This window comes from bacterium (assembly GCA_016703265.1).
Lineage (GTDB): Bacteria > Krumholzibacteriota > Krumholzibacteriia > LZORAL124-64-63 > LZORAL124-64-63 > CAINDZ01.
In genome coordinates this window covers 296,747-323,139 of record JADJCK010000001.1, presented here as the reverse complement: position 1 = coordinate 323,139, position 26,393 = coordinate 296,747, and the positions used below count along the sequence as shown (strand labels likewise).

28 protein-coding genes are annotated in these 26,393 nt (G+C 68.7%); 25 read left to right on the top strand and 3 right to left on the bottom strand.

The window, feature by feature from the left end; all coding sequences use genetic code 11:
* Positions 1 to 205 precede the first annotated feature (205 nt).
* The 4 genes from IPG61_01550 to IPG61_01535 are packed head-to-tail and all read left to right on the top strand — an operon-like array spanning position 206 to position 4,441.
* Positions 206 to 958 (top strand): lysophospholipid acyltransferase family protein, encoded by a 753-nt coding sequence (locus tag IPG61_01550; protein MBK6732778.1) that lies wholly within the window; start codon positions 206 to 208, stop codon positions 956 to 958.
* Complete coding sequence (locus IPG61_01545) at positions 955 to 1,896, top strand: ABC transporter ATP-binding protein (protein MBK6732777.1); 942 nt, start codon at positions 955 to 957, stop codon at positions 1,894 to 1,896. The genes IPG61_01550 and IPG61_01545 overlap by 4 nt, the downstream gene beginning before the upstream one ends.
* A complete protein-coding gene (locus IPG61_01540) occupies positions 1,893 to 3,224 on the top strand; it encodes an ABC transporter permease (protein ID MBK6732776.1) in 1,332 nt (443 codons plus the stop codon). Before IPG61_01545 ends, IPG61_01540 begins: the two co-directional genes overlap by 4 nt.
* Entirely contained in the window at positions 3,221 to 4,441 is a 1,221-nt protein-coding gene (locus IPG61_01535; GenBank protein MBK6732775.1) for an ABC transporter permease, read from the top strand. The genes IPG61_01540 and IPG61_01535 overlap by 4 nt, the downstream gene beginning before the upstream one ends.
* Here IPG61_01535 and IPG61_01530 read toward each other — a convergent pair.
* Positions 4,438 to 4,749 carry a DUF3467 domain-containing protein gene (locus IPG61_01530; protein MBK6732774.1) on the bottom strand — a complete coding sequence of 104 codons (312 nt, stop codon included), beginning with the start codon at positions 4,747 to 4,749 and terminating at the stop codon, positions 4,438 to 4,440. The two genes, IPG61_01535 and IPG61_01530, sit on opposite strands and share 4 nt — an antisense overlap.
* Positions 4,750 to 4,896: 147 nt before the next feature.
* On the opposite strand from IPG61_01530, the gene rfaE1 reads away from it, so the two are divergent.
* The 21 genes from rfaE1 to IPG61_01425 all read left to right on the top strand — a co-directional run bounded on the left by rfaE1 (position 4,897) and on the right by IPG61_01425 (position 23,987).
* The gene (rfaE1, locus tag IPG61_01525; protein ID MBK6732773.1) at positions 4,897 to 5,973 is read left to right on the top strand and encodes a D-glycero-beta-D-manno-heptose-7-phosphate kinase; all 1,077 of its coding nucleotides are present in this window, start codon (positions 4,897 to 4,899) and stop codon (positions 5,971 to 5,973) included.
* The gene (locus IPG61_01520; GenBank protein ID MBK6732772.1) at positions 5,970 to 6,461 is read left to right on the top strand and encodes an adenylyltransferase/cytidyltransferase family protein; all 492 of its coding nucleotides are present in this window, start codon (positions 5,970 to 5,972) and stop codon (positions 6,459 to 6,461) included. Before rfaE1 ends, IPG61_01520 begins: the two co-directional genes overlap by 4 nt.
* Before the next feature lie 41 nt (positions 6,462 to 6,502).
* Positions 6,503 to 7,819: a GTPase gene (locus IPG61_01515; protein ID MBK6732771.1), complete on the top strand. Its 1,317-nt coding sequence runs from the start codon at positions 6,503 to 6,505 to the stop codon at positions 7,817 to 7,819.
* Between the two features lie 81 nt (positions 7,820 to 7,900).
* A complete protein-coding gene (gene sucC / locus IPG61_01510) occupies positions 7,901 to 9,043 on the top strand; it encodes an ADP-forming succinate--CoA ligase subunit beta (protein MBK6732770.1) in 1,143 nt (380 codons plus the stop codon).
* Positions 9,044 to 9,099: 56 nt separating this feature from the next.
* Positions 9,100 to 9,975: a succinate--CoA ligase subunit alpha gene (sucD, locus tag IPG61_01505; protein MBK6732769.1), complete on the top strand. Its 876-nt coding sequence runs from the start codon at positions 9,100 to 9,102 to the stop codon at positions 9,973 to 9,975.
* Positions 9,976 to 10,080: 105 nt separating this feature from the next.
* Positions 10,081 to 10,482, top strand: a complete 402-nt coding sequence (locus tag IPG61_01500; GenBank protein MBK6732768.1) for a nucleoside-diphosphate kinase — start codon at positions 10,081 to 10,083, stop codon at positions 10,480 to 10,482.
* A gap of 104 nt (positions 10,483 to 10,586) precedes the next feature.
* Positions 10,587 to 11,066 (top strand): DUF177 domain-containing protein, encoded by a 480-nt coding sequence (locus tag IPG61_01495; GenBank protein MBK6732767.1) that lies wholly within the window; start codon positions 10,587 to 10,589, stop codon positions 11,064 to 11,066.
* 69 nt (positions 11,067 to 11,135) lie between these two features.
* Complete coding sequence (gene rpmF, locus IPG61_01490; protein ID MBK6732766.1) at positions 11,136 to 11,315, top strand: 50S ribosomal protein L32; 180 nt, start codon at positions 11,136 to 11,138, stop codon at positions 11,313 to 11,315.
* Positions 11,316 to 11,452: 137 nt separating this feature from the next.
* Positions 11,453 to 12,442 carry a phosphate acyltransferase PlsX gene (gene plsX, locus IPG61_01485; protein ID MBK6732765.1) on the top strand — a complete coding sequence of 330 codons (990 nt, stop codon included), beginning with the start codon at positions 11,453 to 11,455 and terminating at the stop codon, positions 12,440 to 12,442.
* 28 nt (positions 12,443 to 12,470) lie between these two features.
* Positions 12,471 to 13,442, top strand: a complete 972-nt coding sequence (gene fabD, locus IPG61_01480; GenBank protein MBK6732764.1) for an ACP S-malonyltransferase — start codon at positions 12,471 to 12,473, stop codon at positions 13,440 to 13,442.
* A gap of 19 nt (positions 13,443 to 13,461) precedes the next feature.
* Positions 13,462 to 14,193 (top strand): 3-oxoacyl-[acyl-carrier-protein] reductase, encoded by a 732-nt coding sequence (gene fabG, locus IPG61_01475; protein ID MBK6732763.1) that lies wholly within the window; start codon positions 13,462 to 13,464, stop codon positions 14,191 to 14,193.
* 99 nt (positions 14,194 to 14,292) lie between these two features.
* Complete coding sequence (gene acpP / locus IPG61_01470; GenBank protein ID MBK6732762.1) at positions 14,293 to 14,529, top strand: acyl carrier protein; 237 nt, start codon at positions 14,293 to 14,295, stop codon at positions 14,527 to 14,529.
* A gap of 174 nt (positions 14,530 to 14,703) precedes the next feature.
* Positions 14,704 to 15,933, top strand: a complete 1,230-nt coding sequence (gene fabF / locus IPG61_01465) for a beta-ketoacyl-ACP synthase II (protein ID MBK6732761.1) — start codon at positions 14,704 to 14,706, stop codon at positions 15,931 to 15,933.
* A gap of 126 nt (positions 15,934 to 16,059) precedes the next feature.
* Positions 16,060 to 16,770, top strand: coding sequence for a ribonuclease III (gene rnc / locus IPG61_01460; protein ID MBK6732760.1), 711 nt, complete (start codon positions 16,060 to 16,062; stop codon positions 16,768 to 16,770).
* A 51-nt stretch (positions 16,771 to 16,821) separates the two neighbouring features.
* Entirely contained in the window at positions 16,822 to 18,657 is a 1,836-nt protein-coding gene (locus IPG61_01455) for a tetratricopeptide repeat protein (protein ID MBK6732759.1), read from the top strand.
* Positions 18,654 to 19,460, top strand: a complete 807-nt coding sequence (locus tag IPG61_01450; protein MBK6732758.1) for a hypothetical protein — start codon at positions 18,654 to 18,656, stop codon at positions 19,458 to 19,460. The genes IPG61_01455 and IPG61_01450 overlap by 4 nt, the downstream gene beginning before the upstream one ends.
* Positions 19,461 to 19,503: 43 nt before the next feature.
* Entirely contained in the window at positions 19,504 to 20,211 is a 708-nt protein-coding gene (locus tag IPG61_01445) for a sigma-70 family RNA polymerase sigma factor (protein ID MBK6732757.1), read from the top strand.
* A 17-nt stretch (positions 20,212 to 20,228) separates the two neighbouring features.
* Positions 20,229 to 20,993: a zf-HC2 domain-containing protein gene (locus tag IPG61_01440; GenBank protein ID MBK6732756.1), complete on the top strand. Its 765-nt coding sequence runs from the start codon at positions 20,229 to 20,231 to the stop codon at positions 20,991 to 20,993.
* A 61-nt stretch (positions 20,994 to 21,054) separates the two neighbouring features.
* A complete protein-coding gene (locus tag IPG61_01435; protein ID MBK6732755.1) occupies positions 21,055 to 22,164 on the top strand; it encodes a DUF4837 family protein in 1,110 nt (369 codons plus the stop codon).
* Positions 22,161 to 23,003: a hypothetical protein gene (locus IPG61_01430; GenBank protein MBK6732754.1), complete on the top strand. Its 843-nt coding sequence runs from the start codon at positions 22,161 to 22,163 to the stop codon at positions 23,001 to 23,003. Before IPG61_01435 ends, IPG61_01430 begins: the two co-directional genes overlap by 4 nt.
* A gap of 141 nt (positions 23,004 to 23,144) precedes the next feature.
* Positions 23,145 to 23,987: a ParA family protein gene (locus tag IPG61_01425; protein ID MBK6732753.1), complete on the top strand. Its 843-nt coding sequence runs from the start codon at positions 23,145 to 23,147 to the stop codon at positions 23,985 to 23,987.
* Between the two features lie 29 nt (positions 23,988 to 24,016).
* On the opposite strand, the gene IPG61_01420 is transcribed toward IPG61_01425, so the two are convergent.
* On the bottom strand, positions 24,017 to 24,646 hold the full coding sequence (locus IPG61_01420) for an MBL fold metallo-hydrolase (GenBank protein MBK6732752.1): 630 nt from the start codon (positions 24,644 to 24,646) through the stop codon (positions 24,017 to 24,019).
* 143 nt (positions 24,647 to 24,789) lie between these two features.
* Positions 24,790 to 26,106 carry an inositol-3-phosphate synthase gene (locus IPG61_01415; protein ID MBK6732751.1) on the bottom strand — a complete coding sequence of 439 codons (1,317 nt, stop codon included), beginning with the start codon at positions 26,104 to 26,106 and terminating at the stop codon, positions 24,790 to 24,792.
* Positions 26,107 to 26,393: the final 287 nt, after the last annotated feature.

Here is a 26,393-nt window from a genome sequence, read left to right as displayed (position 1 = left end):
GCGCGCGCCGCGGCGGCCGCGAAACCCATCCCGCACGCCTACCGGAGGCACCACCCTGGCCTCGCCGGCCCGCCAGCGACTCGACTACGCGGCCCTGCGGACGCTCACCGCCCTGGCCGCGCTGCTGCCGCGCCGGGCCCTGCCGGCGCTGGGCCGCGGCCTGGGGGCGCTTGTCTGGCGGTGGCGCCTGTACCGCACGGCCGTGGTGCGCGACAACCTGCGCCACGCCTTCGGCGCCACCCACGACGACGCTGCCCGCGACGCCATCGCCGCCGGTTTCTTCCGCCACTTCGGCACCAACCTCATGGAGTTCCTGCTGCTCGGCCGGCTGTCCCGCGGGCAGTTGCGCGAGTGGGTCGACATCGAAGGGCTCGAGCACTACCACGCCGCGGCCGCCGACGGTCGCGGCGTCCTGCTCGTGACCGGGCATTTCGGCAACTGGGAGGTGCTGGCCGCCCGCCTCGGCGCCGAGGGCATCCCCGTCACGTTCCTCGGCAAGAGCCAGTCCAACCCGCAGGCCGACCGGATGCTGGCGGACCTGCGCGCGAGGGCAGGCGTGCGCATCATCCGCTCGGGCGGCCCGCTGAAGGAGATGGTCACGGCCCTGCGCCGGGGCGAGGTCATCGGGCTCGCCGCCGACCAGGACGCCGGCCCCGACGGCTTCTTCGCGACGTTCCTCGGACGGCCCGCCTCGTTCTACCGCGGGGCGGCCTACTTTTCCTGGAAACTGCAGGCACCCGTCATCAGCGGCATGATCTTCCGCCTGCCGGACGGCCGCCATCGCCTGGAACTGGGGCCGCCCTACAGGCCCGAGCCGGGGTGGGACGAGGCCACGGCCGTCGCCCGCCTTACGGAAATCTTCGTGCAACGTTTGGAAGAGGCCGTGCGTAGGGCGCCGGAGCAGTATTTCTGGACGCACCGGCGCTGGAAGACCCGTCCACCCGAGGAGTCGGCGTGATCGAAGTCAAGGACCTCGTCAAGAAGTACGGCACGCAGCGCGCGGTCGACGGCGTCTCGTTCTCCGTCGCGCGCGGCGAGTTGTTCGGGCTGCTCGGGCCCAACGGCGCCGGCAAGACCACCACCATCGGCGTGCTGTCGACCCTGTTGCGCGCCGACGGCGGGCAGGTGCGCATCGGCGGGCATGACGTCGCGACTTCGCCTGCGCAGGTGCGCAGGCTGATCGGCGTGGTGCCGCAGGAGATTGCGCTCTACACCGACCTCACGGCGCGGGACAACCTCATGTTCTGGGGCCGGCTCCATGGCCTCGGCGGCGCGGCGCTCAGTCGGCGCGTGGAGGAATTGCTGGTCATGGCCGACCTGGCCGACCAGGCCAAGCGCCGGGTCGATGCCTATTCCGGCGGCATGATGCGCCGTCTCAACCTGGTGGCCGGGCTCATCCACGAGCCCGAGGTGCTGTTCCTGGACGAGCCGACGGTCGGTATCGATGCGCAGGCCCGCAGCCGCATCCTCGAACTGATCGCAGGGCTCGGCCGGCAGGGCCTGACGGTCATCTACACGACGCACTACCTGGAAGAGGCCGAGCAGCTCTGCGACCGCATCGGCGTCATCGACCGCGGTAAGCTCGTGGCCCTGGGTGACAAGGAATCGCTGATCGGCCAGGTCGGCGACGTCGACCTCATCCGCTTGAGCCTGCCGGCGGCGGCGCATGCGGCCTTCGTCGAGGCCTGCGGCGCCTGGGCGGATTGCTCGGGTGTGGGCGAGCGCCGCGGCAAGGTCGAGGTGCGCGCGGTGGACGGCGGCCGGCTGCTGCCGCGCATCCAGGAGTGGTTGCGCGCGAATGACCTGCCGGTCGAGCAACTGGAGATCGAGCGCCCCAACCTCGAGACGCTGTACCTCAACCTGACGGGCCGCGGCCTTCGGGAAACCGCCCCATGACGCGCCTGTGGATCTTCGCGGGGCGCGACCTGCGTCGCATGGCAGCTGACCGTCGCGCCCTGGTCATCAACCTGGTGCTGCCGCTCGTGCTCACCTCGGTCATGGGACTGTCGTTCGGCGGCGGCGTGTTCGGCAAGAAGGGCATCAGCGCCATCCCGGTCGCGCTGGTGGCCGGCGACATGCCCGATGCGCTGCGCGACCGACTGCTAGCGGGCCTGGAGGAGTCGGGCTTCTTTGCGCCGGTGTGGGCCGACTCGCTGCAGGCCGATACGCTTGTGCGCGCCGGCGACGTGGCTGCCGCCATCGTGCTGCCGCCAAAAGCGCTGCAGACCTTCTTCAGCGGCGATTCGCTCACCGTGGGTGTCTGGAAGGACCCGTCGAGCGAGGTCAAGGCGGGCATCGTTCAGGAGATCGTCCAGCGCGGCGTGTTGCGCGTGCAGGCCGGCGAAGCCGCCTTCCGCGCCCTCTGGCCCGAGGACTACCGGCCTTCGGCCGCCGATTCGTCCGCCCTCGAAGACCTGTTCACGGGCGGCTTCGACAGCATCTGGCGGAACCTGCGGGAACCGGAAAGGGATGATACCCCTGGACGCGCTGCCGAGTTCCTGGCGCGGCAGGTCGACCACCAGCTGGCGCTCAGCCGTGTCCTGGCCAGGCCCGGCGTCAACCTGGTCGTGGCCGACAAGGCCCCGTCATCCGACGAGGACGGGCGCGAGTCGAACCTGTTCGACTACTTCCTGCCGAGCTTTGCCGTCTTCTTCCTGATGTTCGCCGTGGCTGCCGGCGCCCGCGATCTCCACCGCGAACGTGCACGCCGCACGTTGCAGCGCCAACTGCTGGCCCCCGGCTCGCCCTGGCCGGTGGTGGCCGGCAAGTGGGTCGCCTCCGTGGCGCAGGGCGTCATCATGCTGTCGGTGCTGCTGGTCGCCGGCGCGCTCCTGTTCCGCGTGAACCTCGGGCCCGATCCCTGGACGCTGCCCGTGGTCGTGCTGCTGACCTGTACCGCCGCTTCGGGCGTCTTCATGCTGCTGGCGATGCTGGTGCCCTCCGAGAAGGTCTTCGACAACCTCAGCACGGCCGTGGTCCTCATCTCGGCCATGCTGGGCGGGAATTTCCTGCCGATCGACAACATGCCCGGCTGGACGCGCGCCGCCGGCCAGTTCGTCTTCAACTACTGGGCCAACCTCTCGTTCACGCGCGTGATCGGGGACAACGGCTCGCTGGGCGCCATCACGACGCCGCTGACCGTTCTCTTCGTCGCCAGTGTGGTGCTGCTCGCGGCGATCGTGCTGCTGTTCAACGCGCGCGTGCGCCGGGGAGGCTGGGCATGAACCCGCAGGTGATCGGCGCCATGGTCCGACTTCGCCTGCTGCGTGTCGTGCGCGACCGCGGCGGACTGATCTGGCTCCTGGTGATGCCCATGGTCTTCTCGTACCTGATGGGCCTGCTGATGGGTGACTGGAGCGGCAGCGGCCAGCCGTCGCGCCGCAAGATCATCGTCTCGGACCGCGATGGTGGCGCGGCAGTCGCCATGCTGCTGGCCCCGGTGCGCGCGCACGAACGCTTCGAGGTCGTGCTCGCCGACACCGCCGTGGGCGATGCCGGCGCCCGGTCCCTGGTCGACGACGGCAAGGCCAGCGCCGTCCTGCAGATCCCGGCCGGCTTCAGCGCGGCGCTGGCCGGCGGCGCGGCCGTCGACCTGCGACTCACCATCGACGGCAACCGGCTGGGCAGCCAGACCGCGCGCACGCTCATCGACAAGTCGCTGGTCCGCCTGACCACCGCCGGCGCCGCGCTGAGCCTGGTGTCCGCACCGGGACAGGAGGTCCCGCGCGACGGGGCCGCCGGTTTCGACGAAGCGGCCTTCGTGGACGCCTGGGAGTCGCCGCGCGTGCGCCTGCGCGCCGAGACCCTGGGGCGCCTGCCCACCGACGACTGGGGCCTGACGCGGTCCGCGCAGCACGTGGGGCCGGCCTACGTCCTGTTCTTCATGCTGATGTTCATGATGGTCTCGGCCAAGGATCTCGTGCAGGAGCGGCAGGACCGCACCCTGGCGCGACTCGTCATCAGCCGCGCCAGTGCCTTCGACCTGGTGGCGGGCTACTTCCTCGGTGGACTGGCCGTCGGGCTGGTGCAGGGCGCCATCCTGCTGGTGATGAACGCGGTGGCCTTCAAGCTCGACTACGGCGATTCGCCGGCGGCGCTGGCGGCGGTCGTGGTCCTGTTCGCGGCCTTCGCCTCGGCGGCTTCGATCCTGCTCGGCACGCTGGCGCGCTCGGGCGCGCAGGCCGACGGCCTGGGCACCGGCCTGACAATGACGCTGGGAGCCATCGGCGGCCTGTGGTGGCCGCTCGAGGTGGTCCCGGCGTTCATGCAGGCCATCGGCAAGGCGCTGCCCACCGGCCAGGCGATCACGGCCTTCCACGGCCTGGTCGGGCGGGGATGGGGCGTGGCCGAAACGGTGCCGCTGCTGGGCGGGCTGTTCGCCTGGTTTGCCGTCGTGTTCGCCATCGCCGCCTGGCGGCTGCGGCGGCAGGTAGCAGCCTAGTTCGTCTGGAATCCGATGTTCGGTCCCTGGTTCGGCTGCCCCGCCAGCTTGATCTCGCCGTAGGTCTGCTCGAAACGCTCCACGTTCACCGCGAGCGACTTCTGCAGCGCCTTGGCCGACTGCGGCGTCATGATGATGCGCGCGTGCACCTTGCTCTTGGGCAGGCCGGGCACCAGTCGCGCGAAGTCGAGGATGAACTCGTGGGGGCTGTGCGAGATCAGCGTCAGGTTGCTGTAGATCCCCTCGGCTTCCTTCTCGCCCAGGTCCAGGGTGATGCGCTGCTGCTGCGGGGGATTCTTGCTGTCCATGTGAAACTCCTGGCTGGTAAAAGGCGCCCTGCCCGCGCGCCCGGCTGCGTTGACACCCGCAGGGGCGGGTGGTAGGTTGCCGACGGCCGCCTGGCCGTCGGTGAAACCGGCATTGGCATCGATTCCCGAACCCACAAGAAAGCGTTCATGAACGCGCCTGACAAGTCCCGGCCGAATGGCAAGTCCCCGTCGAACGGCACGCCCCGGTCGAACGGCACGCCCCTGCCCGTCGGCACGCCCGCCGACGCCGCGTCGTCCGCCTCGCTCGAACGCATCGCCGGCCGCCGCCTGGCCGTGGTCGGCGACGCGATGCTCGACCATTTCGTCTGGGGCAGCGTCGACCGCATCAGCCCCGAGGCTCCGGTGCCGGTCGTCCGCGTCCGCGAGGAGACCTGGAAGCTGGGCGGGGCGGCCAATGTCGCGGCCGGCATCCGTGCGCTGGGTGCCGCCGCTGTCTTCTACGGCCTCTGCGGTCGCGACGAGGCCGCTGCCACGCTGCGCCGCCTGCTCGCCGAGCGCGGCATCTCGCCGGACGGCCTGGTGGCCGACGACGCGCGGCCGACCACGCTCAAGACGCGCATCATCGCGCACCACCAGCAGGTCTGCCGCACCGATCGCGAACACGACGGCGAGATCGATGCCGCCGGCATCGCCGCACTCGTGAAGGGCCTGCGCGAAGGCGGCCCGTTCGACGGCATCGTGCTGAGCGACTATGGCAAGGGTGTGCTCACCAACCATTCGCTGCCGGCGCTGATCGCGGCGGCGCGCGAGGCCAACGTGCCGCTCGTTGTCGACCCGAAGCGGGGCGACTACACGAAGTACCGCGGCGCGACCTCGCTGACGCCGAACCAGCGCGAAGCCGAACTGGCCTGCGGGCACGCCATCACCGGGCCGGAAGACCTGCAGCGCGCCGGCCGGCGCCTGTTGGAAATGACGGAGGCCGACGCGGTCCTCATCACGCGCGGCGAGCACGGCATGGCCCTGTACCTGAAGGACGGCGCCGAGCACCACCTGCCGGCCGTCGCGACCACGGTCTTCGACGTGACCGGCGCCGGCGACACCGTCATCGCCGTCTACACGACCTGCCTGGCGGCAGGGGCTGGGCATCTCGAGGCGGCCCGGCTGGCGAACCACGCCGCCGGGCTGGCCGTTCGCGAACTGGGCACCGCCGCCGTGACGCTCGACCAGCTGCGCGGCGTGCTTCCGAAGGGCGGCGCACGATGACGGCACCGGCCGGGCGCGGCGTGGTCCTGGAGCGCGGTGAACTGGCGGGCTGGGCGGCTGCCCACCACGCGGCCGGCCGCACGATCGCCTTCACGAACGGCTGCTTCGACCTCGTCCATGTGGGGCACCTCGAAAGCCTGCGGCAGGCGGCCGCCGGCGCCGACGAATTGATTGTCGCTCTCAACAGCGACGCCTCGGTGCGCGGCCTGAAGGGGCCGGGCCGTCCGATCCTGCCGGAGTCGGCCCGCGCAGCGCTTATCGCCGCCTTGCGACCGGTTTCCGCGGTGACCATATTCGCCGAACCGACACCGCTGGAGACCATTCTCCTGATCCGGCCGGACGTGCTCGTCAAGGGGTCCGAGTACGCGGACGCCGACATCGTCGGCGCCCGTGAAGTCCTTGCCGCCGGGGGTCGCGTGCTGCGCGTGCCCATGGTGCCGGGCTGGTCGACCTCGCAGATCATCGCCGCGATCAGGCAACTTCCCTGACCGCGGCGTTCCGGTTATGGCCGGAATCCAGAGGGGACGGCATGAGCAGGGTCAAGGTCATCATCCTGGGCGCCGCCGGGCGCGATTTCCACAACTTCAACTGCGTCTACCGGAACAATCCCGCCTACGATGTGGTCGCCTTCACGGCCACGCAGATTCCCGACATCGACGGCCGGCGCTACCCGGCTTCGCTGGCCGGGCCGCACTATCCCGAGGGCATCCCCATCGAGGACGAGTCCGCGCTGCCGGAGCTGATTGCCCGCACCGGCGCCGAGATGTGCGTCATGGCCTACAGCGACCGCTCGTACCAGCAGGTGATGAGCCTCGCGTCGATCGTCAATGCGGCGGGCGCCGACTTCACGATGCTGGGCGAGCGCCTGACCGAACTGAAGAGCACGAAGCCGGTCATCAGCGTGGGCGCCGTGCGCACGGGCTGCGGCAAGAGCCAGACCAGCCGCCGCATCTGCGAGATCCTGCGCAAGGCGGGCAAGAAGGTCGTCGCCGTGCGGCACCCGATGCCCTACGGCGACCTCGAGGCCCAGCGCGTGCAGCGCTTCGCCACCATCGCCGACCTGGCCAAGCACAACTGCACCATCGAGGAGATGGAGGAGTACGAGCCGCACGTGGCCGTCGGCGGCGTCATCTACGCCGGCGTCGACTACGAGGCCATCCTGCGCGAGGCGGAGAAGGAAGCCGACATCATCCTCTGGGACGGCGGCAACAACGACACGCCGTTCTTCAAGAGCGACCTGCACATCGTCGTGGCCGACCCGCACCGCGCGGGGCACGAGAACTCGTACTACCCCAGCGAGACCAACGTGCGGCTGGCCGACGTCGTCGTGATCAACAAGGTCGTCGAGGCCGAGTTCGAGAACATCGAGGCCGTGCGCGGCTACATCCGCGAGAGCAACCCGAAGGTGATCATCATCGACGCGGCGAGCCCGCTGACCATTACCGGCGCGGTCGATCTGGCCGGCAAGCGCGTGCTCGTGGTCGAGGACGGCCCGACGCTGACGCACGGCGACATGAAGTACGGCGCCGGTGTGGTGGCCGCGCTGCGCCTGGGCGCCGGCGAGCTGGTGGACCCGCGCCCCTGGGCGAAGGGCCGCCTGGCCGAGACGTTCGAGAAGTACCCGGACATCGGCACCCTGCTGCCGGCGATGGGCTACGGCGACGAGCAGAAGGCCGACCTCGAGGCGACGATCAACGCCGTCGAGTGCGATGTGGTGGTCATCGGCACGCCGATCGACCTTACCCGCATCGTGAAGATCAACAAGCCCACCGTGCGCGTGGGTTACGAGCTCCAGGAGATCGGCTCGCCGAACCTGGAACAGGTGCTGGCCCGGTTCCTCGGCTAGCGGTACCATCCGAAGTATGTCGGCAGAAGCGGCCGGACGGCGATCCCGTCCGGCCGCCAACCCCCCACCGGGAGGAAGTGCGTGAATATCCACGAGTACCAGGCGAAGGAAATCTTCGCTCGCCACGGTCTGCCGGTTCCGCCGGGCTCCGTGGCCACGACCGTCGGCGAGGCGGTCGCGCTGGCGGGCAAGTTCGGCCTTCCGGTGATGGTCAAGTCGCAGGTGCTGACCGGCGGCCGCGGCAAGGCGGGCGGGGTCAAGTTCTGCAAGACGATCGACGACGTGAAGGAAAACGCGTCGAAGATCCTCGGCATGGACATCAAGGGCCATATCGTGCGCAAGGTGCTGGTCACGCCCGCGCTGGACATCGCCAGCGAGTACTACGTCGGCATGCTCATCGACCGCACCTCGCAGCGCGTGCTGCTGATGTGCAGCGCCGAGGGCGGCATGGAGATCGAACAGGTGGCCAAGGACAAGCCCGAGGCCATCCTCAAGCTGGCCATCGACCCGCGCTACGGCCTGCTCGACCACGAAGCCCTCGAGCTCGGCCTTAAGATGTGCCCGGGCGACGTCAAGAAGGCCCGGCAGCTGGCCTCGGCGATGCAGAAGCTGTACGTCGTGTTCCTGGCCGCCGATGCCAGCCTGGCCGAGATCAACCCGTTCATCTTCACGCCGGACGGCATCGGCCACGCCATCGACGGCAAGGTCAGCTTCGACGACAACGCCATGTATCGCCACGCCGACTACGAGGCGCTGCGCGACGTCGAGGCCGAGGATCCCGCCGAGCGCCAGGCGCGCGAGGCGAACCTCAGCTTCGTGAAGCTGGAGGGCAACGTCGGCTGCCTGGTCAACGGCGCCGGCCTGGCCATGGCCACCATGGACCTGGTGAAGTACTACGGCGGCCAGCCGGCGAACTTCCTGGACATCGGCGGCAGCTCGAATCCCGAGAAGGTCGTCAACGCCCTCAGGATCATCCTGCAGGACAAGGCCGTGAAGGTCATCCTGTTCAATATTTTCGGCGGCATCACGCGCTGTGACGACGTCGCCAACGGCATCATCAGGGCCACCGAGATGATGAGCATCGACGTGCCCATCGTCGTGCGGTTGACCGGCACGAACGAGGCCGAGGGCCGCGCCCTGCTGGCCAAGACGAAGCTCCACCCGGCCGAGACCATGGACGAAGCGGTCCAGAAGGCGATCGAGCTCGCTGGCAAGGGTGCGTAGTCAGGCTTCAACGCGCGGGCCCATCACGGCCCGCTGCCCATAAGGAGAGTTTCGTCATGGCGATTTTCGTCGACAAGAACACCCGGGTCGTGGTGCAGGGCATCACCGGTCGCGACGGCGGGTTCCACACGCGCGAGATGATGGCCTACGGCACGAAGGTCGTGGCCGGCTGCACGCCGGGACGCGGCGGCCAGAAGTTCGAGGACAAGGTTCCCGTGTTCGACACGGTGCGCGAAGCGGTGGCCAACGAGGGCGCCAACACGGCGGTCATCTTCGTGCCGCCGTCCGGTGCGTCGGGCGCGATCATGGAAGCGGCCGACGCCGGCTGCAAGCTCGTCGTCTGCATCACCGAGGGCGTGCCCACGGTCGACATGGTCAAGGTCATGCCCTACCTCAAGGAGCGCGGCGTGCGCCTGGTCGGGCCGAACTGCCCGGGCCTGCTGGCCCCCGGCATTGCCAAGCTGGGCATCCTCCCGGCTTCCATCGTCAAGGAAGGCCCCGTGGGGCTCGTCAGCCGCAGCGGCACGCTCACCTACGAGGTCGTGTTCCAGCTGACGGCCGCCGGCATCGGCCAGACCACCTGCCTCGGCATCGGCGGCGACCCGATCATCGGCACGAACTTCCTCGACGCCATCGAGGCCTTCAATGCCGACCCGGCCACCGAGGCCTTCGTGATGATCGGCGAGATCGGCGGCGATGCGGAGGAGAAGGCGGCGGCCTACATCAAGGCCCACGTCAAGAAGCCGGTCGTCAGCTTCATTGCCGGCCAGACTGCGCCCCCGGGCAAGCGGATGGGCCATGCCGGCGCTATCGTCTCCGGCGGTACCGGCACGGCGGCGGAGAAGAAGAAGGCGCTCAACGACGTCGGCATCCCGGTGGCCGAGCGGCCGATGGACATCGTGCCGCACCTGAAGAGCATCTGGAAGCGGTAGGGCGCCGCCCTGCCCGGGTCATGAGCGAGGGGCCGGCCGATACTTCGGCCGGCCCGCTCGAATCCCCGCAAGACCGCAAGCGACACGAAAGAGGAAGACGAAGCGATGCAGCAGACCTACTTCATGATCAAGCCCGAGATCGTCCGCGCCGGCACCCATGTGGGCGACATCCTGGCCATCGTCAACCGCGCCGGCTTCAGGATCACCGGCCTGGCGATGCGGCCGCTCGACCGCCCGCTGGTGGAGGATTTCTACGGTGAGCACCGCGAGCGCGGCTTCTACAAGGACCTCTGCGACTACATCTGCAGCGGTCCGGTGGTCACGATCCGCCTCGAGCGCGAGAACGCCGTCCTGGCCCTGCGCGCGCTGATCGGCGCCACGAACCCGGCCGACGCCGCCGTCGGCACGGTGCGCAGCCTGTACGGGGAATCGCTGCAGTTCAATGCCGTCCATGCCTCGGCCAATCCCGAGGATGCGGCGCGTGAACTGAAACTCATTTTCGGTTAGGCTCCGGACCGCCCGGCAGGGGGCGGCCGGGGCCCGCCGGGCCCGGTCTTGACACCCGCCGGGGCGCTATTAAGGTTTGTCGTTCGCAAAAAGGCGCACCGGACATGATTCTGGACCTCGACAGGACCCCTCTGGGCCGTAGCACGCTGGAACTCTCCGGATCGGTAGAGCTCGGGCTGGGCGAAGGCCGCGCGCCGGAAACGGCGCTCAGCGGCGAACTTACGATCCAGAACCTGGAGAGCCGCGTTCTGGCTTCCGGAACGTTGCAGGCCTCCGGCACAGCTGAGTGCGCGCGCTGCCTGGCTTCTTTCCGGATCGACTGGGACGTGCCGGTGGACTTCATGGTCCTGCGGGACGTGCACTCGGAGGAAACCGAGGGCGAGACCCTGTTGATCCTGCAGCGCGACGGCGAGGTCGAACTTGCCGAATCGCTGCGTGAGTTCGCGGCCCTGGCGTACCCGCAGTCGACGGTCTGCCGTGAGGACTGCCGCGGGCTGTGCGCGTCGTGCGGCGCCGACCTGAACAACGGGCCCTGCGGCTGCGTCGAGGAACCGATCGACCCGCGGTGGGCCGGGTTGCCCTGAACGGGTTCATGACAGAGACTGGTGAAGTGCCGGCCCGGCCGGTCGTACGTTCGTAACCGGAGGCGTTCCATGGCTGTCCCACGCAAAAAGACTTCGCAGTCCCGCAAGGGCCTGCGCCGGGCCAACTGGCACCTGACCAAGCCCGATCCGAACAAGTGCCCGCATTGCAGTGCGCCGCGGTTGCCCCACCGCGTCTGCCGCGAGTGCGGCTACTACGGCGACCGCGAAGTCCTGGTCGTCGAGAAGTAGCTTCCGGGCGTCGGGAAGCGGCAATACGGAACCGGGCCGGGAGCATCCCGGTCCGGCCTTGAACCGGGCCACCGGAGTGTCCAGCCAGCTGGGCCCCTGCCGGAGTCGGGGCCCGCACCGGCAGGGAGGTCGGCTCCGTGGACGATAGCAGGCCCGTCATTGCGGTCGACGCCATGGGTGGCGACCACGGTCCGCAGGTCGTCGTGCCCGGCGCCATCGCCGGCCTGACCGCCGCTTCGCCCTACCGCCTGGCCCTGTACGGCGACGAAACGCGCATCCGTGAAGCCCTCGCCGGCCTGCCCGTCGAGGGCCTTCCCGTGTCTGTCGTTGCCTGCACGCAGGATATCGAGATGGGCGAGGAACCGGCCGCGGCCATCCGCAACCGTCCCGACAGCCCGATCGTGCGCGCCATGACCGACCAGAAGCAGGGCCGCGTGAAGGCTGTCATCTCGGCCGGCTCCACCGGCGCCATGGTCGCGGCCAGCCTGATCATCCTCAAGCGGCTGCCCGGTGTCGACCGGCCCGCCATCGCCACGCGCATCCCCACGGTCAAGGGTGAACTGCTCCTGCTCGACGCCGGGGCCAACACGGAGTGCACGGCCGACCACCTGGTCAGTTTCGCGCACATGGGATCACTGTTCGCGCGCGAGGTGCTTGGTGTCGCTTCGCCTGCGGTCGGACAGCTGAACATCGGCGGCGAATCAAAGAAGGGCACGAAGGTCAACATCGAGACCTGGGAGCGCCTGTCGCAGTCGGGCCTGAACTTCATCGGGAACATCGAGGGCAACCAGCTCATGCTCGGGCCCTGCGATGTCGTCGTCACGGACGGCTACACCGGCAACAACACGTTGAAGGTGGTCGAGGGCTTCGCCCGTTTCATGGGCGCGCTCAGCAAGCGGCCCGACCTGACCGACCAGGAACGCGCCGCCTTCGCGCCGGTGCTCGGGTTCCTCGGACGCCAGTTCTCGTACGAGGTGTACGGCGGCGCCATGCTGCTCGGCGTTTCCGGCGTCAGCATCATCGCCCACGGGCGCAGCAGTTCGCGCGCCATCGCCAGCGCCGTGCGGGAGGCCTGGGAGCAGGTCCGCTATGACCTGCCCGGCAAGCTCGCCGCGGCCGGCGCCTGAGTCGCGCAGCGTCCCCAACGGAGGCACCATGGAAAACAAGCTTCACAGCGTTCCCATGATTTTCCCCGGCCAGGCGTCGCAGGCCGTGGGCATGGCCCGCGACCTCGCGGCGCAGGAGGGGCCGGCCGGCGAGTTCCTGCGCGGGGTCGACGGCGTGCTCGGCTACGGCCTGACGCACATCATGTTCGAGGGCCCGCTGGAGACGCTCACCGAAACCCACCACGCACAACCGGCGATCCTCGCGCATTCGCTGGCGGTGGTGCTGGCATTGCGTGAACGCGGGATCGTGCCTTCACTGGTGGCCGGCCATTCGATCGGCGAGTACAGTGCGGCGGCGGCGGCCGGCGCCCTCAGCCCGGCCGACGCGTTGCGTGCGGTCAGGCGCCGCGGTGAACTCATGTTTGCCGCCGGCACCGAGACGCCCGGCGCCATGGCGGCGGTCATGGGACTGGGGGCGGACAAGGTCGCCGAAGTTTGCCGCGAAGTCGGCGCGCAGCATGGCGTGGTCGTGCTGGCGAACCACAACTCCGACGCGCAGGTCGTCATCTCGGGCGAGGTCGCCGCGGTGGCCGCTGCCGGCCCGGCGTTGACGGCCGCCGGTGCCAAGCGCGTCATCGCCCTGAACGTGAGCGGCGCCTTCCACTCGCCGCTGCTCGAAGGAGCGGCGGCCGGCTTCCGCGCGTTCCTGGCCACGCTCTCCATCGGCGATCCGCAGGTGCCGCTGGTGGCAAACGTCAGCGCACGGCCGGTGACGACAGCCGCCGCCCTCGGCGACGGTTTCGGGCGGCAGCTCGTGTCGGCCGTCCGCTGGCACGAGACCATGGAGTTCATCGCCGGCGGGGCCGGCAGCGGAACGCCGCCGCCGTTCGTGCTGGAGGTGGGGCCGGGCAAGGTCCTGACGGGCCTGGCGCGGCGGGCCTACCCCCAGACACAGTTCATTCCCGTCGGCACCGTCGACGAAATCGAAGCCCTGCCGGCCCTGCTGGCGGGCGGCCACTGAACCCGATCTGGAGCCGATCATGAGCCAGGGAGCCGTCATCGTCACCGGAGCCAGCCGCGGGATCGGCGAGGCCATCGCGCGGGAACTGGCCGCCGCCGGGATGCCGCTGGTGCTGGTCGCCCGGTCGGCTGAAAAGCTGGAATCGCTCGCGACGGAACTCGGCGGCCCGGACAAGTGCCTGGCCTGCCCGGGCGACATCGGCAGCTGGGAGGACGCCCAGCGCATCGCCACCGCCGCGCAGGCGGCGTTCGGGAGCATCTACGGGCTGGTCAACAACGCCGGCGTCACCCGCGACGGGCTGATCGTGCGCATGACCCCCGAGCAGTGGCAGGCGCCGCTCGACGTCAACTTGAATGGTACCTTCTACTTTACAAGGGCGGTGGCCCCCATTATGATGCGGCAGCGTCAGGGGCGGATCGTCAACATCACCTCTGTCATCGGGTTGACGGGGAACGCCGGACAGGCCAACTATGCGGCCTCGAAGGCGGGCATCATCGCCCTGACGAAATCGGTCGCCAAGGAACTCGGGAGCCGCAATGTGACGTGCAATGCGGTGGCGCCGGGGTACATTGTCACCGACATGACCGCCGATCTGCCGGAGAAAGTCCGGCAGGACATGCTCGATCGCATCCCGCTCAAGCGCTTCGGCGAGACGCGGGACATCGCCGGCGTCGTGAGGTTCCTGTTGTCACCGGAGGCCGCGTACATCACCGGGCAGGTCCTGGTGGTGGACGGGGGCATGATCGGCTAGTAGTGAGTTCGCAGGGGACAGCGATACACGGTCCCTTTTCTGAGTAGATCAGTGAAGTAGAGAGTCACAAGAACCAGAACCCCCGGAGGGTACACCGACATGGCGTCGATCCAGGAACAGGTTTACGAGATCATCCAGCGCAAGCTCTCGGTCAACCCCGAGCAGATCACCCCCGAGGCCTCGTTCACCGAGGACCTGGGCGCCGACTCGCTGGACACCGTCGAGCTGGTGATGGACCTCGAGGAGCAGTTCAACATCACGATCCCGGAAGAGGATCAGGAGAAGCTGCGCACCGTGCAGGACGCCATCGACTATCTCGAAGCCAACCTCGAGTAGCGTCCCGCGGTCCGGACGGACGGGTGTCTTTTTCGCGGCACCCGCAGGTCCCCCCGGGGGCGCGTTCGGCGCTGCCCGGGTGAACCCGAAGGTTCCCGGTCGCCTGCTGGCGCCCGGGAGGCCGGAATTCACGGAGGTAGCGCCTTGGCCGCGCGTTCTGTCGTCGTTACGGGAATGGGCATGGTCACGGCCGTCGGTCTTGACCGCGAGACCAGCTGGGCGGCCATGCTTGCCGGCCAGGGCGGCGTTGCGCCGCTGCAGGGTTTCGAGAACGTGTCCGATTACAAGACCACGTTCGCGGCCCAGGTCAAGGGTCTGGACCCCGAGACCATCATGGACCCGAAGGAGGCCCGCAAGGCCGACCGCTTCGTCCACCTGGCCATGGCCGCCTCCGCGCAGGCGATGGAGCAGGCCGGGCTGGCCGATGCCACAGGGGTCAAGGCGCCCGCCGACCCGTTCCGCGCCGGCGTCATCATCGGCTCGGGCATCGGCGGCATGATCACCTTCGAGGAACAGCACAGCAAGCTGGTGGCGCGCGGCCCGCGCGCGGTGTCGCCGTTGTTCATCCCGATGATGATCGGCGACATGGCGGCCGGACTCGTCTCCATCCGCTACGGCTATCGCGGCGCAAACTTCTGCACCGTCAGCGCCTGTGCCTCCGGTGGGCATGCGATCGGCGCGGCGTTCGACCAGATCCGCCTCGGCAAGGCCGACGTCATGATCTGCGGCGGCACCGAGGCTGCCGTGAGCCCGATGGCGCTCAGCGGTTTTGCGAACATGAAAGCCCTGTCTTCGCGCAACGACGAACCGCATCGCGCCAGCCGGCCGTTCGACCGCGACCGCGACGGCTTCGTGCTCGGCGAGGGTGCCGGCATCATCATCCTCGAGTCCGAGGAACATGCCCTGGCGCGCGGCGCCACCATCCATGGACGCATCTGCGGCTATGGCATGACCGGCGACGCCTACCACATGACGCAGCCCGACAACGACGGCGTCGGCGCCATCGGCTCCATGCGCGGGGCGCTGGCCGACGCCGGGCTTCGCCCCGAGCAGGTCGGCTACATCAACGCGCACGGCACGTCGACGCACTTCAACGACATGGTCGAGACACGCGCCATCAAGCAGGTCTTCGGGGAGCATGCGAAGCAGCTGAAGATCAGCTCCACCAAGTCCATGATCGGCCACCTGCTCGGCGCCGCCGGCGGCGTCGAGGCCGTGATCACGGTGATGGCGCTGCGCGACGGCGTGCTGCCGCCCACGATCAACCTCGAGAACCCGGACCCGGAGTGCGATCTCGACTCCTGCCCGAATACGGCGGTGAAACAGAAGGTGGCGTATGCCCTGTCGAACTCGTTCGGGTTCGGCGGTCACAACGTCACGCTCTGTTTCGGCGCCCGGGGGTAGACGGAAGGACGGGATCGTCGGCCCATGCGCTGGACTTCGATTTTCCAGGCAATCCTGGGCCGCCGCAGCCGTGCGGTTGTCATCGCTCCCGGCGGGGACGACGGCACCGCCATTGACGAAGCCAGTCTGCTTGCCCTCGAGGAGAAGATCGACTACAGCTTCGTCGATCGCACCCTGCTGGCCAACGCGCTTCTCCACCGCTCCCATGTCCACGTCACCGGACAGGAACGCGGCAGCTCGAACGAGCGGCTCGAGTTCCTCGGCGACGCCGTGCTCGGCCTGATCGTCAACGAACACTTGTACCGCCATTTCGGCGACTGCTCCGAGGGCGACCTGACCAAGATGAAGTCGCTTCTGGTCTGCGGCGCCTGCCTGTCCGAGGTGGCCGGAGAGCACGACCTGGGCGTGCATATCCTCATGAGCAGGAGTGAAGCGGCGACCGGTGGGCGGGAGCGCTCCTCGATCCTCGCCGACACCACCGAGGCCATCATCGGAGCCGTCTACCTGGACGGCGGCCTCGAAGCGGCCCGCGGGGTCATCCAGAGGATCCTGCTGGATGGTGCGGACCGTGTCCTCACCAGCCGCTCCGAGCGCAACTACAAGAGCCGCCTCCAGGAACTGATCCAGGCCGAGCACAAGACGCCGCCCCGGTACCGCGTGGTGGCGGTGGAAGGCCCGGATCACGACCGTGTGTTCCGGGTGGCCGTCTCGTTCGACGGTCGCGTGCTCGGGGTGGGGGAAGGCCGCAACAAGAAGGCCGCGGAGCAGACCGCGGCGGCGGCGGCGCTGGCTGCGCTGGAACAAGGTCAGGGTTTCCCGGGTTCTGCCGATTCCTGAGTCGTACCCGCCCGCGGCAGCGGCCGCCCGCGCCGACCCGAAGGAGTCCTGGTGCGCATTATTCTCCTGCTGGCCGTGTTCGGACTGACCCTGTCGGTACAGCCATCGTCGGCCGCCGCCCTGCCGGAAGACCCGGCCGGCGGTGCCGCCGCCGTTGCCGAGCCCGACGAGAACGTTCCCTACGGCGTCGCCGCGAGCTGGCTGCTCGGCCACCGGTTGCTCGCCGAAGGCCGCACGGCGGACGCTCTGCCGTTGCTGCACCAGGCCTACCGTTCGCAGCCCGAAGCGACGACCATCGCACTGGATTTCCAGGCGGCCCTGGCCGCCGAGGGCTACCTGCGGGACGCCCTGACCGTCATGGACAAGCTCGTCCTCGACTTCCCCGATTCCACTTCGTTCAGGCTGCGCCGTTCCAGCCTGCTGGCGCGGAGCGGCAACGATGCCGGCGCGTTGGCCGACCTGCGCCAGTTGAGGGCCCAGGGCGACGAGTCGCTCGCCCTGCTCGTGGCGGAGGCTGCACTGCTCGACGAAGGCGGCAAGACCGATCGCGCACTCGAACTGCTGCGCGAAGGCGTGGCTCGCAGCCCGGAAGCCGCGGGCGACCTCTACCTCGAGATGGCCGGTATCCTGCAACGCCGATCCCGGACCGCCGAACTGGCGCCGTGGATGGCCGAGGCGATCGCGGTGGCCCCGGACCGCCCGGCGCTCTGGTTGGTGCGCCTGCGCGCCCTGGCGGCCGAGGGCCACGACACCGAAGCTGCGGCCGCGGCCCGCGAAGCCGATCTCCGTTTCGGCACCGGCGCTGCGACGCCGGGGTTCGGCGACGGGGAAAGTGCAGTGGACACAGGCGAGGACCTGCCTGCCGATTCGTTCGTCGTCGAATTGGCCGACTTCTACGCGCGCCAGCAGAAGGTCGACAAGGCCATCGCCCTGCTGCTGCCCATGTCCGAGCGCGGGGAACTGCAGTTGAACCCCTCGCTCTGGCTGGGCCGCATGCTGCTGGGAACCGGGCAGGAGGCAGCCGGTTCGGCGCTGGTCGAGCGCATGCTGGCGCGATGGCCGGAGGCGGCGCGCGCGTGGTTCCTCAAGGGCAAGGTCGCCGAGAACGGTGAGGACTGGAACGCGGCCCTTCGCTCGTACCGCAAGGCGGTGGAACTGGGGCCGGACGACGGCGAGGTGCGCCTCGCGTGCATTCGCGCCCTGCTCGTCGCGCGCGAGAAGCAGCCCGCTGGAGCGGCCGAGGCGGCGCTGGCCGAGCGACGTCGCGAACTCATGGATCACTGTGTCGCAGCGGCGGCACTCATCCAGGAGCAGGACACGGGCGGTCACATGATCCTCGGCTACGGGTTCCGCGCCGCCGGCGACCTGATGCGCGCGGCCGAGAACTTCGGGCTCGCGGCCGCCGACGAGGAATTGCGTCTCGGCGCGCTGATCCAGAAGAGCCTCTGCCACGATGACCTCGGAGAGGATACCGAGGCCCGCGAGGAGCTCGAGCGTCTGCGCCGCGAATTCCCCGACAACGCCGAGGTGGCCAACACGCTGGGTTACTTCCTGGCCGAGAAGGCGCTCGATCTCGACCGCGCCGAGCAGATGGTGCGGCAGGCTCTGGCGGCCGACCCCGGCAACGGCGCCTACCTCGACTCGCTCGGCTGGGTGCTCTATCGGCAGGGTCGTTTCGAGGGCGCGCTCGACTACCTCATCCAGGCCGTGAACGTGCTGCCGGAGGATCCCGTGATCCTCGAGCACCTCGGCATGGTGCTCAAGGCCAGCGGCCAGCGCGACCAGGCCGTGGACGTGTTGCGTCGCGCGCTGTCCTTCGGCGGCGACGCCGAGCGCCTCAAGGGCGTTCTGCGTGAGCTCGAGCCGGCGGCGGCCGGGAAGCGTTGAACCAGGCCCACGGCACGGGCGGCTGCAATCTGCGGCGGCTGGCCTGGCTCGCTGCCACCCTGCTCGGGCTGGTGGCGGTGCCCGTCGCCGCCCAGGATCAGCCTGGGGCGACTCCCGATTCTCCCGCCGCGGCGCCTGTCGCAGCCCTGCCCCTCGTGCTTGCCGATTGGGGCGTCGAAGCGCGCGGGCGCCAGGCCTCGGGCCGGGCCGCGTGGGTGACCGGGCCTGCCGGCGACCTGCGGGTGGACCTCATGGTCGATGACGCCGGCGCCGACCCCGGCGCAGGTGCGCCTGCCGACCTCCTGGCTCGGGTCGGCCGGGGCTGGACCCTGGTGACGGGGCAGGGGGATGAAGGCCTCTATGGGGCGTGGGACCGCGAATGGCAGGCCCCCCCGGCAGGGCTGGCGGCACTCGCCCGCGCGGTGACCGATCCCGCCTGGTCCACGGCGGCCGGCCGGAGCGGCAGCCGCCGGCTCGTACTGGCGGCCGATCCCGCGGCCTCGCCGGAGGTGGGCGGCACCCCCGTGCCGGCGTTCCGGCGGGCCCAGGCCCGGCGCGGTCGTGGCGGCGGCGGCCCGGGGGAGCGCCTGACCGTGTCACCCATGGGAATGCCCGGACAGTTGCACGTGCGCTCGACCAGGCGCCCGGGCCGGCTGGAGGTCCTGCCGACAGCCCGGCGGGCGGCCCTGGGCGTTCCGGCGGAGGTGTTCCTTCCCTGGTGGCCGCTGGCTGAGGTCCTCGGCCCCGGGGCGTCCGCAACGCGGGAACCGAATCCGGGAACTTCCGGTTCCGGGCCGCGTTGAAGCGCCTGCGGTTCCGTTTCCCGGTTGTCGTCAGGAGTCTGCGGTGAACCTGTCGCGTGAAAACAACCACTTCGAAGATCCCCGCCAGCGCCGGGCAGCGCTGCGCGAGGTCCGTGACGAGGATCTCATCGTCATGGTCCAGCAGGGCCAGAAGCGGGCGTTCGACGAGATCGTGCACCGCTACAAGGGCCGGTTGTACAGCTTCATCATGCGCATGGTCAAGGAACCCGCGTTGGCGGAGGAACTGACCCAGGAAACCCTGATCCGGGTCTACATCCACGCGGACAAGTACCGCGAGATCGCCCGCTTCTCGACCTGGGTCTTCACCATCGCGACCAACCTCGTGCGCAACAAGATGCGGCAGCGCTCGCGGCGGCCGCACATGATCAGCCTGAACCCGGCGCCCGAAGACGACGAGATCCCGGTCGATCCGGCCGATGCGCGTGCCGACACCAGCAGCGGCATCCAGCGCGAGGAACTCGGCAGGCTGATCGCCGAAGCCACCGAGAAGATCCCCGAGCGGTACCGGATCCCGTTCCTGCTGCGTGAAGTCGAACAGCTCAGTTACGAAGAGATCCAGCAGGTCACGGGGCTGAAGCTCGGCACCGTCCGCTCGCGCATCAACCGCGCGCGCACGCGGTTCCGGGCTCTGATCAAGCCCATGCTTAAGAACGAGTCGTTGCTGGCGGAACTCGAGGAAATCGAGGCCCGGGCGGCCGCGGAAGACAACGCGCCGACCGAAGACGAGTGATGGAAAGGACCCCCACGATGCGATGCAGCAAAGCCAGGGACTATCTCAGCCGCGACATGGACGGGTTGCTGCCCCCGGATGCCACCGCCGGCTTGCGTGATCACGTGGACAAGTGCCGCGAGTGCCAGTCGTTCCGCGAGGACCTGGTGCTCGGGCGGCGCCTGATGGCGGCCAGCGAGCCGCAATTGCCCGACAACTTCGACTGGAAACTCCAGCTGCGCCTGAACCAGGCCCTGCAGCAGCGGGCGGGTGAAACGGCGTACCCGTGGCAGGAGGAATCTGCTTCGCGACGCAACGCCTGGCTGCCCGCCTTCGGGGCGGCTACGTCCATCGGGCTGGCTGCGGTGCTGGCGTTTGCGGTCTTCCTGGGACCGGAGCGGTCATCGGTGCCGATGGTTGCGGCTGCGTCCGGCCGACCGGCGCCTGCCGTGGTCTCCGCTTCGGCGTTGCCGGCCGCGGACAATGCGGCTACGGATGCCGTCGCGGTCGCAGGGCGGGCCGACCGGCGTTCGTTGTTCGGTGCGCCTCGCGGGAGCAGCCTGTACGGCGCGGGTATCCAGCGCAACGTCTCCACCGGAAGCCGCGCGATCCCGACCGGTACGGCCATCGATCGTGGCTGGTCAGGCGACCGGATCGAGGATCTGCGCAAGATCCAGCAGCTGCGTGTGCAGAACGAACAGCTGGCGAGCCAGCTGCTCCGGACGCAGCTGGAACTGCGCCGCCTGAAGGCCCAGCTTGACACGACCGGGGGACGCAGCCTAGATACAGGCGTCAACCGCTGACCCGCGCGGCGGCCCCTGCGGGCTGTCGCCGGCAGGTTCCGTCGTCCTGAGGTGTGTCGCGTTGGTTCGACTGGCACTCTTCCATTGCACGGCCGGCCGCCGCTCCGGCGCCGGCCGTCGCTCTTTACAGGTGCTGCGCCCTGCGCTGCTGCTCGGCATGCTGCTCCTGCTCGGCGCGAGCGGTTGCGGCATGAATGACGAGAAGGCCATCCTCATGGCAGCCGGCGGCTATGGCGACATCGCCATCGCCCTCTCGGACGAAGCGCTGCGACCCGCCACCGAACGATTCCTCGGCGCCTTCAACCCCGAGGTCACCTTCGTCATCCAGCCGGAATCGACGTACAACGTCGATGTCTTCGGACCCGATACCTGGGAAACCGCGCGCGGCTACAAGAATGCGGTGCTGCTGGTGCGGATGGGCAGCGGCAACGCCGTGGAGAAGCAGGCCAAGCGCCTGATTTCCAGCGAGGCGTGGAAGACGATGGAGGCCTCCGGGGGCGGCATCGTGCAGGTGCCCGACCCGTGGTCCACCTACCAGTTGGCAGTCATCGTGGTCGGGCGCGACGTCAATGGCATCAGCAGCATCCTGCGCAACAGCACCGAAAAGCTGCGCAAGATCATCGACGACAGCAATCGCGAACGCATCCTGCGCCGGCAGCGGCACGACGGTCTGCACACCGCGCTGATGGACCGCTACTGGCGCGATCTCGGATTCTGGCTCGAGATCCCGGGCGATTTCGGGCAGAACCAGTTCCGCCCCGACGGTTTCCCGGGGCTCGAACTGATGACCACCGCCCCGTCGCGCGGCATCACGATCAGCTGGCGCGAGACGCCCGAGCCGACGGCGTTCCTGGCCGACGCGGACGTGATGGTCGCGATCCGCTCGGAAATGGGGCAGGCCCTCCACAAGGAGGAACTGGTGCCCGAGTCTTTCGTCTGGAGCCGCGACACGATCGGCGACGTAGCCTGCGTGAAGCTCGAGGGCGCCTGGAACAGCACCGACTTCACCGGCGGCGGCCCGTTCCGCTGCTGGTTCATTCCCGATCGCCAGCGCGGCCGGCTGTACTGCGTGGACCTTCTGGTGTATGCGCCCGGGCAGGAAAAGATGCCGCATTTCCGCCGCCTCGAGACCGTGCTCAGCACGTTCTCCCTGAAAGGACCGAAGTCATGAGTGTGCGCCGTGGCATCCGCATGGTTTTTCGGGGTCCGCTCACACTGCCGGTCTGCCTGTTCGCGCTGGCGATCCTCCTGGGCGCCGCTGCGCCGGCTGCCGCCCAGGACCGCAGCGACACCGGTCGCCGCAAGCCCCCGGCCAAGCCGGCGCCCGCTCCGGTCCTCAAGCCGGTCGAGGCCGACGTGGTCGCGCCCGTCTTCACCGCCGGCGGCGAACGCTGGTTGATCGGCCTTGGGGCCGGCGCCTTTGACGGCGGTGACCTGTTCCGGGTTGAGACGGTCACCGGTGTGACCGTGCCCTGGGGCGAGGACGGTCGTGAGCGGTTCAGCGCCTCCCGGTTCACCGCGACGTTGGACCCGGGCACAGCCATCACCGCCTTTGCCGGCCGGCGGCTGGGAAATGGCAGGTGGTGGCTGCGCGGCGACCTTTCCCGTGGCGCCGCCAATGTGGCCGCCGAAGCCCTGCTGGGGCAGGGGGGCGAGGTCTACCAATTCGACCGCCTGACGTTCCTGACCGGCAGCCTTGGACTCGAAGCCCGCCTGACCGCCTGGCCTTCCCATCCTTACGGCGGGCTGGGCCTGATGGTGTGCCGGGCCACGGCCGACAGGTCCGAGGCGCTCACCCAGACGGCCGTTGGTTTCCAGGGAACGCTGGGTTATCGCCAGCGGCTCGGTCGGGGGTACCTGGCCATCGAGGCCCAGATGCGGCGTATCGGCTTGGACCTGAATGAGTTCCGGCCGGCGATTGCCAGTGATGCTGAACCCGAATTGGCTTACGACCCGAGCGATGGCGTGTGGCTGCTGGAACTGCGCCTGGTCGGTTCGCGGGCCTGGTAGTCGGAATATCGCCCATAAATGTCCACTGCAGGGGACAAATACCCTGCCGGCGGGGAATTTTCTTTCAGCCCGGCCCAATGACTCCTATATTGAGAACCTTCGCCCTGTACCCTCCCAACCCGAGCCTGCGGGGGATTCCCAATGGGTAATGTGATCGCCGTCGTGAACCACAAGGGCGGAGTGGGCAAGACCACCACAGCCATCAACCTGGCGGCGGGCCTGACCCGATACAGCGATGTGACCTCATCCTGCCTGATCATCGACATGGATCCCCACGGCTGCGCCACGAGCACCCTGCTGGGCAAGCTGGACGGCGAACCGCCGGCGCGCAGCGTGTTCGACGTGCTGCGCCGGGCCATCACCCCGCAGGACGGCATCGCGTCGACCATCTACGACGAGAACATCGACCTGCTGCCGGCCAGCCCCTCGCTGGAGAGCATGGCCAAGACCCAGATCACCGACCGCCTGGCCAAGGTGGTCCAGGCGCTGTCGACCTCGTACGGCTGGATCATCATCGACACGCCGCCCGACCTCGGCGTGCTCACGCAGAACGCGCTGGTGGCGGCCGACTATGCGCTGATCCCGACGCCGTGCACCGGCCTGGCGATCCCGACGCTGCACCAGATGAAGCAGCTCATCGAGCGCGTGCAGGAGCGCCAGAACATCTGGCTGCAGCTGATGGGCGTCCTGGTCACGATGAAGGACGGCCGCACGCCGCTGCAGAAGAACATGAAGAAGGAACTCGGGAACGTCTTCGGCCCGAACGATGTCTTCAAGACGATCATCACGACGAACATCAAGATCGAGGAAGCGCCTGCCGCCTCGCAGAGCATCTACGCCTACGATTCGGGCTGCCTGGGCGCGTCGCTGTACCGCGACTGGATCAAGAAGGAATTCCTGAAGAAGCACCAGAAGCTGGAGAAGCGGAAGGTCGAACTGCGTGAGCACATGGAGCTCACGCGCGAGGCCGCTGAAGAGGGCTGAGCGCCGGAGGGACCGAAAACGTCGGGGCGTCAGCCCCGCACGTAGGGGTTGGTCGCCTTCTCGCGGCCCACTGTCGTGTCCGGGCCGTGGCCACTGACGACGATCGTTGCGTCCGGGAGCGTGTAGATGCGCTCCCGGATGCTTTTTTCCAGGGTCGCGAAGTCGCCGCCCGGCAGGTCGGTGCGTCCCACCGAACCGGCGAACAGGCAGTCGCCGACGATCGCGAGCCCCGGCAGCACGAACATGACCTCGCCCATGGCGTGTCCGGGTACGTGCACCACCTCGAGGAACCCGTCACCCAGGGGCACCCGCGCGCCGTCGACCAGGTCGGTGACGAGCGTGGGCACGGCGGTGGCCGGGAACCCGTAGCCTTCCTGGATGAGCGGCATCTGGCGGATCATCGGCGCATCGTCGGGATGGCAGCGCAGGGGCAGGCCCAGCGCGGCGCCCACCTCGGCGGCGGCGCCCACGTGGTCGAAATGGCCGTGGGTCGCCAGCAGGGCCGTGACCCGGCAGCCCGAGGCCTTGACCCACGCGAGCAGCTGCGCCGGCTCGTCGCCCGGGTCGATCAGTACGGCCTCGCCGGTCCCGGGAGAAGTCACGAGCACCGCATTCATCCGCAGGGGACCTACCGGCCGCACATCGAATGTGAAGTCCATATCCCGACTCCCGGTCCTGGTTACGACGGCCTGTTTGGGCCACACCTGCGGCAGGGGCGGCGACAAGACCGGCTCCGGCATGGGCCCGGAGCCGGTCATCTGTTCAACTGATCATCTGTCCAGGATCCACTCACGATGGCCGGCTACTCGTCCGCGTAGTCCTGGCCGAGGTGGGTGATCACATCTTCGCCCATCATCCAGCGCATGGTGTTCTTCAGCTTGGTCTGCTGGATGAACAGGTCGTGCTCTGCGTACAGGCCGTCGGGCACCACCGGGCTCTTGAAGTAGAACGACAGCCACTCCTGGATCCCGCCCGGCATCTTGGCGCGCATGCCGAGGTCCAGCAGCAGGGCCAGGTCGAGCACCAGCGGGGCGGCGAGGATCGAGTCACGGCAGAGGAAGTCGACCTTGATCTGCATCGGCCGGCCGCACCAGCCGAAGATGTCGATGTTGTCCCAGCCTTCCTTGTTGTCCCCGCGCGGCGGATAGTAGTTGATCCGCACCTTGTGGAAGAGGTTGCCGTAGAGGTCGGGGTAGAGGTCCGGCTGCAGGATCGCGTCCAGCACGCCGAGCTTCGTCTCTTCCTTCGACTTGAACGACTCGGGGTCGTCCAGCACTTCGCCGTCGCGGTTGCCCAGGATGTTCGTCGAGAACCAGCCGGCGACGCCCAGCTGGCGGGCCTTGAAGCCGGGGGCCAGCACGGTCTTGATCAGCGTCTGGCCGGTCTTGAAGTCCTTGCCGCAGATGCCGACGCCGTTGGCCTTGGCCAGCTGCTCGAGGGCCGGGACATCCGGGCCCAGGTTCGGCGCACCGTTGGCGTAGGGGACGCCGGACTTGATGGCCGCGTAGGCGTAGATCATGCTGGGCGGGATGTCCGGACTGTCTTCGCGCAGGCCCTTCTCGAACGAGGCCAGCGTCTCGTGCACGGCGGTACGCTTGAGGTAGATCTCGGTCGATCCGCACCAGACCATGACCAGGCGTTCGCACTTCTTGGCCTTCTTGAAGTCCGCCATGTCCTGCATGACGGCCTCGGCCAGCTCCATCTTGGTGCCCTTCTTGACGTGCGTGCCGGTCAGCTTTTTGACGTAGTGCTGGTCGAACACCGCCTTCATGGGGCGGATGGCCTCGAGCTCGGGGCGGATCTGCTCAAGGAGGTCCTTTTCCAGGACACCGGCGGTGATCGAGGCCTCGTAGCAGGAGACGTCAAAGATGTCCCAGCCCCCGAACTCGATGTTCTCGAGGTCGGTCAGCGGGAGGAAATTCTTGATGAGGGGCTGGCGGTTCTCGGTGCGTTTGCCGAGCCGGATGTGGCCCATCTGTGTCGTGCTGCCGATGGGCAGGCGCAGGCCCTTCCGGATGGCGATGACGCCGGCCATGAAGGTGGAAGATACCGCACCCATGCCGGGGGTCAGGATGCCCAGTTTCCCGGTGGCGGGCTGGATCTGTCGATGCTCAGGCATTCTCTAGCTCCTCTCGAGTTGCCCGGCCCTCGTGGTCGGGAGCGGTTTACGATAGAGGGCCGCACCATCTTAGGCAAAAGAAATGTTCCCCGGACCCAGGTTGTTGATATTGAATAGCTTTACCGCCACGGGGACTTTCCGGATGGGACGGTCCGGGGGGTGCCCGCCGGACTACATGAAAAAAATACATTTGAGCACTAGACGAAATCGCAGCAAAGGTGCTATCATCAGGATCTCAAAGAAGGCAGGACCGCCGAACGTACGGCCGACCTGACCGGACCCACGGG